The sequence below is a fragment of the Arthrobacter crystallopoietes genome, from assembly GCF_017603825.1.
GTDB lineage: Bacteria > Actinomycetota > Actinomycetes > Actinomycetales > Micrococcaceae > Crystallibacter > Crystallibacter crystallopoietes_B.
In genome coordinates, this window is sequence record NZ_CP072014.1 from 4,372,569 (window position 1) to 4,381,539 (window position 8,971).

Genomic DNA, 8,971 nt, shown 5'->3' on the forward strand with positions numbered 1-8,971 from the left:
CAATTTTCCCCATGAGCGAACAAGGCAAAAAGCCAGACGACGCCGCCCCGGCGGCCGAACCGGAGGCTGATGCCGCGCCCGTCGCGGAGCCGGAGCTGGAAACGAACCCCGAAAAGCTGAAGTTTGCGGAGCCCAAGCTCGATCAGGCCCAGATCGGCAACGCTGCCGCGCAGGAAGCCGAGCTTGATGCCGTTGCCGCCGAAACCGCGGCTGCGGCCAAAGAAGCCGAAGCCGTCGGTCAGCAACTCGGCCGTGGCCAAAGCCCAGATGTTCCGGCAACCGCGGCAGGCACCGCACCTGCCGGCGCGGCGGCCGGCGATGCGGCGGCCGCGTCCGGCGACGAAACCAATGCCGGCCTGAGCCTGGAAGCGGCCTCGCCAGAGCCGCGATGGGCCCCGCAGGCCACCGATGACAAACAGTGGGACCGGATCTTCGACGCGGTTCAGGTTTCCGCCGCGGCGCAACACGTAAAGGGCGGTTCCGCTGCCTCCGAGGAGACAGCCGCCGATGCCTCCTCGCCCGACCCGGCAGAAGGCAACGCCGAACCGCAGCCCCGTCCAGCCACTCCCCCGCACACCGGGAATCCCGGCACCGTACCGCCGTCGCATTGGGATCCTGCTCCGGGAAATTCCGACGGCGGGACACCGCAGAACACGTGGTATTCGGTCGGTCAGCCGCCCTCCGGGAAGAAACCGGCAGCAGCCCCTGGTAGCGCCGACAGACCGCGGGGCAAAGCCCTGCTGTTCATTGGCCTCGGCATTGTGGCCGCCATCGTGATTATCGTGGTGATCATCATCAGCCTTCTCAACAGAGGCGGCGAATCGACGGGTACCGCCACGAGCTCCTCGCCGGCCGTTGCGGAGAAGTCACCGGGCGCGGACGGGATCATTGCGAAAGACGTTTCGCCGTTCGATTTCAAAGAGGGCCAGTGCTTCATCGACTTCGAAGCGGCCACGCAGAATGCCACCGTGGTCAGCTGCGAGACCCCGCATGCTGCCCAGCTCGTCGGCACGTACTTCTACGAGGAGGCCGACGAATTCCCAGGCAAGGACGAACTTAACGTACAGGCCGAGGAATTCTGTTCGGCCATCGAGCTGAACGACAATGCCGGTGAGTACGAGAACCTGCGCAACTCCTATGGCATGCCGTCGGAAGGCACCTGGCAGGAAGGTGACCGCCGCATCGACTGCTTTGTCATCTCCGACGAAGGCAACAACATCTCGGCGTCCCTCATCGGCGAATAAGCGCTTCTGCGCCGGGGCCGAAAACAACCAACAAAGAAGCAGCAGAGCCTGCCCCATAACCGGGGCAGGCTCTGCTGCTTTGCGTAGGGCGGGTGCTACTTCGCCCGGACAGTCAGGCCTGCGGCGCGGTCTTCATGAGAGACCTCGGCGACGTCCACCAGGACGGTGTCACCATCAGAGATCTCACCGGAGAGCAATCCGCGGGCCAACCGGTCGCCGATCTCCCGCTGCACCAGGCGGCGCAGTGGACGGGCGCCGTACGCCGGATCAAAGCCGGTCAATGCGAGCCACTCACGGGCGGCGTCTGTCACCTCCAGCGTAAGTCGGCGCTCGTTGAGCCGAGCCGCGAGCGACTGTACCTGCAGGTCCACGATGCGGGACAGCTCTTCGATGCTCAGCGGGTCAAACATGATCACGTCATCCAGCCGGTTCAGGAATTCCGGCTTGAAGCTCGCGTTGACCACCTGCATAACCGCTTCGCGCTTCTGCCCGTCGTCCAGCATCGGGTCAACCAGATACTGGGAACCCATGTTGGAGGTCAGCACCAGTATCACGTTGCGGAAGTCCACTGTGCGGCCTTGGCCGTCGGTGAGCCGTCCGTCGTCGAGCACTTGGAGCAGGATGTCGAACACTTCCGGATGCGCCTTTTCGACTTCGTCCAGCAGCACCACCGAGTACGGACGGCGGCGGACCGCTTCAGTCAGCTGGCCGCCTTCTTCGTAACCGACATACCCCGGAGGGGCACCCACCAGGCGGGACACGGAATGCTTCTCCGAGTACTCGCTCATGTCGATCCGGACCATCGCACGTTCGTCGTCGAACAGGAAGTCCGCCAGCGCCTTGGCCAGCTCGGTCTTGCCGACGCCCGTGGGCCCCAGGAACAGGAAGGAGCCGGTGGGCCGATCCGGATCGCTGATGCCCGCGCGGGCACGCCGGACCGCATCGGATACAGACGCTACCGCTTTGGTCTGGCCGATCAGGCGGGCTCCGATGAACTGTTCCATCTGGAGCAGCTTCTGGGACTCCCCCTGCAGCATGCGCCCGGCGGGAATTCCCGTCCACGCCGAAATGACCTCGGCGATGTCGTCCGCACCGACCTCCTCGGACACCATGAGTTCAGGTGCTTCTGTCTCGGTTTCGGCTGCCTGGGCAGCATCCAGGTCCTTCTGCACGGCAGGGATTTCGCCATAGAGAATACGGGAGGCTTCGGCCAGATCGCCGTCGCGCTGGGCCTTGTCCGCGAGGCTGCGCAGCTCGTCGAGTTTCGCCTTCAGGTCACCTACCCGGTTCAATCCGGCCTTCTCGGCTTCCCAACGTGCATTGAGGGCAGCCAGTTGCTCCTTTTTGTCGGCCATGTCCGCGCGCAAAGCCTCGAGCCGCTCCTGCGACGCCGCGTCCGTTTCATCGGCGAGGGCCAGTTCCTCCATGGTCAGCCGGTCGACGGCACGGCGGAGCTGATCAATCTCCTCGGGAGCCGAGTCGATTTCCATCCGCAGCCGGGAGGCGGCTTCATCCACCAGGTCGATCGCTTTGTCCGGCAACTGCCGGCCGGCGATGTAGCGGTTGGACAAGGTCGCCGCGGCGACCAAAGCCGAATCGGCAATGGAAACCTTGTGGTGCGCTTCGTAACGTTCCTTCAGGCCGCGGAGGATGCCGATGGTGTCATCCACGCTGGGTTCCCCTACGTACACCTGCTGGAAGCGGCGCTCCAGGGCCGGATCCTTCTCCACGTTCTCGCGGTATTCATCCAGCGTGGTGGCACCGATCATGCGCAGCTCACCACGGGCCAGCATTGGCTTGAGCATGTTGCCGGCATCCATGGATCCTTCTGACGCGCCGGCGCCGACGACGGTGTGGAGTTCGTCGATGAAGGTAACGATCTGTCCGTCCGAGTTCCTGATTTCCTCAAGCACCGCCTTGAGCCGTTCCTCGAACTCACCGCGGTATTTGGCCCCAGCCACCATGGAGCCCAAGTCGAGGCTGATCAGCGTCTTGCCCCGCAGGGACTCCGGAACATCTCCGGCAACTATGCGCTGCGCCAGGCCTTCCACAACAGCAGTCTTGCCGACACCCGGCTCACCAATCAGTACCGGGTTGTTCTTGGTCCGGCGCGAAAGCACCTGGACAACACGCCTGATCTCGGAGTCACGCCCGATCACGGGATCCAGCTTGCCGGAGCGCGCAATGGCGGTCAGGTCCACACCAAACTTCTCCAGCGCCTGGAAAGTGTTTTCCGGGTCCGCACTGTCCACCTTGCGGTCACCGCGCACGCCGGGCAGCGCCGCCCGAAGTGCTTCATGCGAGGCGCCGGCACTCTGCAGAATTTTCCCTGTGGCAGCCGAGTCAGCGGCCAGCCCCAGCAGCAGGTGTTCGGTGGAGATGTAGGAGTCGCCCAGCTTCTCGGCCTCCTGCTTCGCCACATTGATGACCTGCAGTAAGCCTCGCGAGTACTGCGCTTGGGCCACCGATGCCCCGGACGATGCCGGCAAGGCCTTGATGGCAGAACTGGCCTGGACGCTGACCGCATCAGGATCAGAGCCCGTGGCTTTTAGCAGTGCGACGGCGACACCTTCACGCTGGTCCATCAGCGCCTTGAGCAGATGTGCCGGCTCGACCTGGGGGTTCCCCGCCGTCGAGGCGTTCATGGCAGCGGAGGAGAGAGCCTCCTGGCTCTTGGTAGTGAATTTCGCGTCCAACACAAGCTCCCTTCCATCGGCTGTTAGTGCATTACCGCAACGCAACTAACTTGAGTGTACTAGGCTCAACTTTGAAAGTAAAGTTATCCACAGCCTTCCCAGCGCGGGCCACTCCTATCGTGGCATCGCAGAACAGGTCCGTGAAGGGAACCTGCTGGGTAGCGGTACGGCGCCCGGCGTGACACGACTACGCTGGTGCCATGGCAGGAATTCCGGCGAGGCCACGGCAGGCAGGCGATGGAAACAACGCTGCAGACTGAGCGCCTGATCCTCAACAGGCCGCGGGGCGAAGACGTGGACGCCATGTTCCGGATCCTCTCCGACCGGCGGACTGCCCGGCACAATACCGGCGATGCCTTGGGGTGGCGCGAAGAAGCAGAAGGCCTGTTCGCGCATTGGGAGGACCAGTGGGACCGTCACGGCGTGGGCTACTTTGCCGTCCGGTTGCCGGAACGCACCGACGCGATCGGTTTTGCCGGCGTCAAGCATGTGCTGCTCGACGACCGGCCCGTCCTTGATCTGCACTACCGGCTGGAACACCGCTCGTGGGGAAAGGGCTACGGGACGGAAGCAGTCCGCGCCGTCGTCGTGCATGTGAACGAGCTGTTGGAACTGCCGCCCATCATGGCCCGCGTCAAGCCTCGCAATGTCGCCTCGGCAAAAATTGTCACGGGTCTGGGCTTCACACGGGCACCTGGCCTGGATTTGTCGGCCGATGACGAGCATGAGGACGTCTATGTGCTGAACTGGGACAAACAGCTCTGACCGATAAAGGAAATCATGGCCATCATTGAATTCGCATCTTTGAAAGCGGAGCCCTGGCGCAATGGCGGCGGTGTTACGCGCGAGATTGCGTTGGGTGGCACAGCAATGGAACCGGCGTGGCGGCTGAGCATCGCCGACATCACGGCGGCCGGCGCTTTCTCCGCTTTCCCCGGGATGGAGCGCACCATCACCGTGATCGAGGGGGACGTTGTTGAGCTGACGGTCGACGGCGTTGTGCGCAGGCTGGAGCGGTTCCGCCCTTTGAGGTTCGACGGCGGCAGCACCACCTCATGTGCACTTCCCACCGGCGCCTGCCGTGCCCTGAACGTCATGACCCGCAAGGATTCCTTCGGGGCCGGCGTCCTCATTGCAGAGTTATCCAAGAAGCAGCCGCTGCACCTACAGCCGGACCAGTTTCTCGTGCTGCTGCAGGGGCAGGCGCAGGTTTTGAGTGGAACCGCTACGCGGACCTTGGCGCCATTCGACACCGTTGCCGGTGGCACTCCGCCGGAGGAAGCAGCCATGGGGGTACCGGGCGAGCCGCAAGTTCATGTTCCATGCCCGCCCGCAATCAGCGGCCGAGGTTTCGCTGCCCTGGTGTCGGTCTTCGCCCTGTAGCATGGCCAAGCGACCTACCCGCCGTCGTCGGCACTGTTTTCAACTTTTTACCGCGGAGACCTCGAATTCGAGCACAATCCGGTCGGACACCAGCACCCCGCCGGAGTCCATCGCGGTGTTCCATTTAACGCCGAAATCCTGTCGGTTAATCCTGCGCGTGCCTTCGAAACCGGCGCGCAGTTGTCCGCCCGGGTCCCGTTCGACGCCGACTAATTCGATGGGAATGGAAATCTGCTTGGTCATGCCGCGGATGGTGAGGTCCCCGTTGACGATGAAATTACGCTCGTCCACCTGGTCAATCTGCGTGCTGACGAAGGTGATCTCCGGGTAATTCGGTGCGTCGAAAAAGTCGTTGGTCCGCAGGTGCCCGTCCCGCTGTTCGCTGCGCGTATCAATGCTGGCTACTTTGATGGTGACCTTGACGGACGAATTGGACGGATTTTCCACATCCGCATGGATAACCCCGTCAAACTCGTTGAAGGCACCCCGTACTTTGGTGACCATAGCGTGCCGGGTGGAAAATCCGATGCGGGTATGTGCCGGATCGAACCGCCATTCCCCGGACAAGTCGGCCGTGAGCTCAGACATTGCTGCCTCCTGAATATAGGGCACAGGCACTGCCTCCCCAGGCAGATGGATGTGTCCGGCCCATGAGTAAATAGCCTCAACGGCTATGCAGGTAATTCCAGCACATCCACAGGGAGATTGCATCTGTTTTCCACGATGAATGATGCTTCCGAGGGCGCTGCTGCTGCACCCCCAGCGAGGGCTGGCAAGATGGCGCTGACCGGGGCTATCTTCCTGACCTCCAGCTCAAATAAACTGAGGTCATGACGGCACTAGAGGCATCCCAGGGCATTGAGAACCTTTCCTCCAGCCAGTGCTGGGAAATGTTCCGCAGTACCGATTTCGGCCGGCTCGCTGTGGTCGTGGAAGGGCACCCGGAGATTTTTCCCATCAACTACGTTGTCGATCATGGCTCCATCGTTTTCCGCACCGCACGGGGCACGAAACTGGATGGTTCACTCTCAGGCGTCAACGTCGCGTTTGAAACGGACGGCTACGACCCGGCGACCAATATGGCCTGGAGCGTGGTCCTCAAGGGACCCGCAGAGCGACTGAGCAGCATCGAAGATGTCTTGGCCTCGTCCATGCTGCCGCTCTTTCCTTGGCAGGGCGGCGAAAAGAACAACTTTGTCCGGGTTGTCCCCTCGGACATCACTGGGCGGCGCTTCCGTGTGCAGTCCGTCGCTCGCCGCCGTCCCGGGGTTAGCGATGCACGCCGGCTCAACGTCGAATAATCGCTCTAGCGGCCGTACCCCGGGTAATGCCGGTCGTAACCGATAACCGGGTACTGCTTGTCATAGCCGATGAACGGACGGTCCGTGGGCACAATTTCCTTGCCCAGCGGGGTCAGGGATACCGGAATCATCTTCAGGTTGGCGATCGCCATGGGAATGCCGATGATCGTCACGGCCTGCGCGATGGCCGTTGCCACGTGTCCGAGGGCGATCCAGATCCCAGCCACCAGGATCCAGATGATGTTGCCCAGCGTCGACATGACATAGGTGCGGCCGCCTTTGTCCACCACCTTCCTGCCGAACGGCCACAGCGCGTACCCGGCAATCCGGAAGGACGCGATGCCGAAGGGAATGGTGATGATCAGCGCGCAGCAAATGATGCCAGCCAGGAAATACCCCGCCGCCAACCAGATGCCGCCCAGCAGCAGCCAGATGATATTCAGTATTGCCCTCATAGCACCCATTCTGGCGGCTGCGACCAATATGCGCCATCAGGTAAGGCCCTGACCAACCCCTTGGTCGGAGTCGGTCAGGGCCTTGTGCTGCGGCCTCGTTGAGCGCCGCTGAGCGAACTAGCGGCTGCGGCGGGCGTTGCTGGCCGGTGCCGAGGCGCGGCGGTTGCCACGGCGGGGAGCGGACGACGAGGGCGCCTGACCGAGGCCGCGGCCACCCTCTTCGCGTGCACTGGATGACTGCTGTCCGCCAGCAGATCCTGCGGCCCGCTGTCCGCCGGCCCGCTGCCCTGTGGCCGGACGGCGCGAACGGCCCGGCTGAGCTACATCGGCGTCGGCGCGACGGCCACCCGGGGCAGCGGTATTGCGCGCTGCGGGTCCGCGGCCGGCGCCCTCTGCCGCAGCTGCGCGGCCCGTTCCGCCAGCGGAGACACCGGCAGTGCGGCCGCGGCCGCCCTGCGACCGGGCAGCGCGCTTGCGCTGGGCGTTGGCTCCGGTGGACTTGCCCTGCTTGGGGGCACCACCACGGTGCGCGGCCTTGGCATCCATCGCCGCGCGGCGGGCTACCGGATCCACCGTGGCCGCGACGTCTCCGACAAGTTTGGCCACCAGCGGAGAGGAAGCTGTCACGGACTCAAAGGCTACGTCAACGCCGGCAGCTTTCATCAGCTTGCCGACTTCGAGCTTCTGGTCCGGAATCACGATGGTGACAACTGTGCCGTCCGTGCCGGCACGAGCGGTACGGCCGGAACGGTGCAGGTAAGCCTTGTGCTCCGTGGGCGGGTCCACGTGAACGACGAGTTCGATTTCATCAACATGCACGCCGCGGGCTGCCACGTCGGTGGCGACCAAGACGCGGACGTCACCCGAGGAGAACTCGGCCAGGTTCCGGTCGCGCGCATTCTGCGAAAGGTTTCCGTGCAGATCCACCGCGGGAATGCCTGAATCGGTCAGGGTTTTGGCCAGCTTGCGCGCGTGGTGCTTAGTGCGGGTGAACAGGATACGGCGGCCGGTGCCGGACGCCAGCGCCTTCACGAGCTGCTTCTTCACGGTCTGGTCCGGCGATACGAGCACGTGGTGTTCCATGGTGCTTACCGCAGCCTGTGGATTGTCCACGGAGTGGGTCAGCGGGTTGGACAGGTAGCGCTTGACGAGCTTGTCCACGCCGTTGTCCAGGGTGGCGGAAAACAACATGCGCTGGCCCTGGCTCGGAGTGGTATCGAGCAGGCGCTGGACCACGGGAAGGAAGCCCAAGTCCGCCATGTGGTCCGCTTCGTCGAGGACGGTGATTTCCACCGACTCCAACGTGAGGATCTTCTGCTTCATCAGGTCCTCTAGACGCCCGGGGCAGGCGACCACAATATCGACGCCGGCGCGCAGCGCTTTTTCCTGCCGCTGCTGCGAGACGCCGCCGTAGATCACCGTGGTGTTCAGGCCCATTTCGCGGGCCAGCGGCTCGATGGTCGCGTTGATCTGAGTGGCCAGCTCGCGGGTGGGAGCGAGCACCAGGCCCAGCGGGCGGCCCGGCTTACGGCGGTACGCCGCTTCCTGCTCGGCCAACCGGGAAACCAGCGGCAGGGCAAAGGCGAGTGTCTTTCCGGATCCGGTCCGGCCGCGGCCCAGGACGTCGCGTCCGGCCAGCGTGTCCGGGAGGGTTTCCACCTGGATCGGGAACGGTTCGGTGATGCCGCTGCCGGTCAAGGAGGCGACGAGCGGCGAGGGAACTCCGAGCTGCTTAAAAGAGCGCACGGCAGTAGAGGTAGTCATGAGAGTAATCAGGTACTTTCGGTCAGTGTCCCCGACACCGGCATGGCCCAGGGTTTCGCCGAAGAAAATCATCAGACAGAGTCAACCGCTCGGCTTCTTACCTGTTGGTCAGGACTTCTGGAGAAGCG

General features: G+C 63.6%; 8 protein-coding genes. 4 read left to right on the plus strand and 4 right to left on the minus strand.

Annotation, left to right across the window (positions count from 1 at the left end; genetic code table 11):
* The first annotated feature begins 11 nt into the window (after positions 1–11).
* Positions 12–1,244, plus strand: coding sequence for a septum formation family protein (locus tag J5251_RS20170; protein ID WP_139004536.1), 1,233 nt, complete (start codon positions 12–14; stop codon positions 1,242–1,244).
* A 95-nt stretch (positions 1,245–1,339) separates the two neighbouring features.
* On the opposite strand, the gene clpB is transcribed toward J5251_RS20170, so the two are convergent.
* Complete coding sequence (gene clpB / locus J5251_RS20175; RefSeq protein WP_139004535.1) at positions 1,340–3,940, minus strand: ATP-dependent chaperone ClpB; 2,601 nt, start codon at positions 3,938–3,940, stop codon at positions 1,340–1,342.
* 237 nt (positions 3,941–4,177) lie between these two features.
* Here clpB and J5251_RS20180 point away from each other — a divergent pair, with 237 nt between their 5' ends.
* The gene (locus J5251_RS20180) at positions 4,178–4,705 is read left to right on the plus strand and encodes a GNAT family N-acetyltransferase (protein WP_139004534.1); all 528 of its coding nucleotides are present in this window, start codon (positions 4,178–4,180) and stop codon (positions 4,703–4,705) included.
* 15 nt (positions 4,706–4,720) lie between these two features.
* Positions 4,721–5,323: a HutD/Ves family protein gene (locus J5251_RS20185; RefSeq protein WP_139004533.1), complete on the plus strand. Its 603-nt coding sequence runs from the start codon at positions 4,721–4,723 to the stop codon at positions 5,321–5,323.
* 39 nt (positions 5,324–5,362) lie between these two features.
* Here the strand turns inward: J5251_RS20185 and J5251_RS20190 are convergent, their stop codons facing one another.
* Positions 5,363–5,911 carry a YceI family protein gene (locus tag J5251_RS20190; RefSeq protein ID WP_208574895.1) on the minus strand — a complete coding sequence of 183 codons (549 nt, stop codon included), beginning with the start codon at positions 5,909–5,911 and terminating at the stop codon, positions 5,363–5,365.
* A 242-nt stretch (positions 5,912–6,153) separates the two neighbouring features.
* Here J5251_RS20190 and J5251_RS20195 point away from each other — a divergent pair, with 242 nt between their 5' ends.
* A complete protein-coding gene (locus tag J5251_RS20195) occupies positions 6,154–6,624 on the plus strand; it encodes a pyridoxamine 5'-phosphate oxidase family protein (protein ID WP_139004531.1) in 471 nt (156 codons plus the stop codon).
* 5 nt (positions 6,625–6,629) lie between these two features.
* On the opposite strand, the gene J5251_RS20200 is transcribed toward J5251_RS20195, so the two are convergent.
* Positions 6,630–7,079 (minus strand): YccF domain-containing protein, encoded by a 450-nt coding sequence (locus tag J5251_RS20200; protein ID WP_139004530.1) that lies wholly within the window; start codon positions 7,077–7,079, stop codon positions 6,630–6,632.
* 117 nt (positions 7,080–7,196) lie between these two features.
* Positions 7,197–8,843, minus strand: coding sequence for a DEAD/DEAH box helicase (locus J5251_RS20205; protein ID WP_139004529.1), 1,647 nt, complete (start codon positions 8,841–8,843; stop codon positions 7,197–7,199).
* Positions 8,844–8,971: the final 128 nt, after the last annotated feature.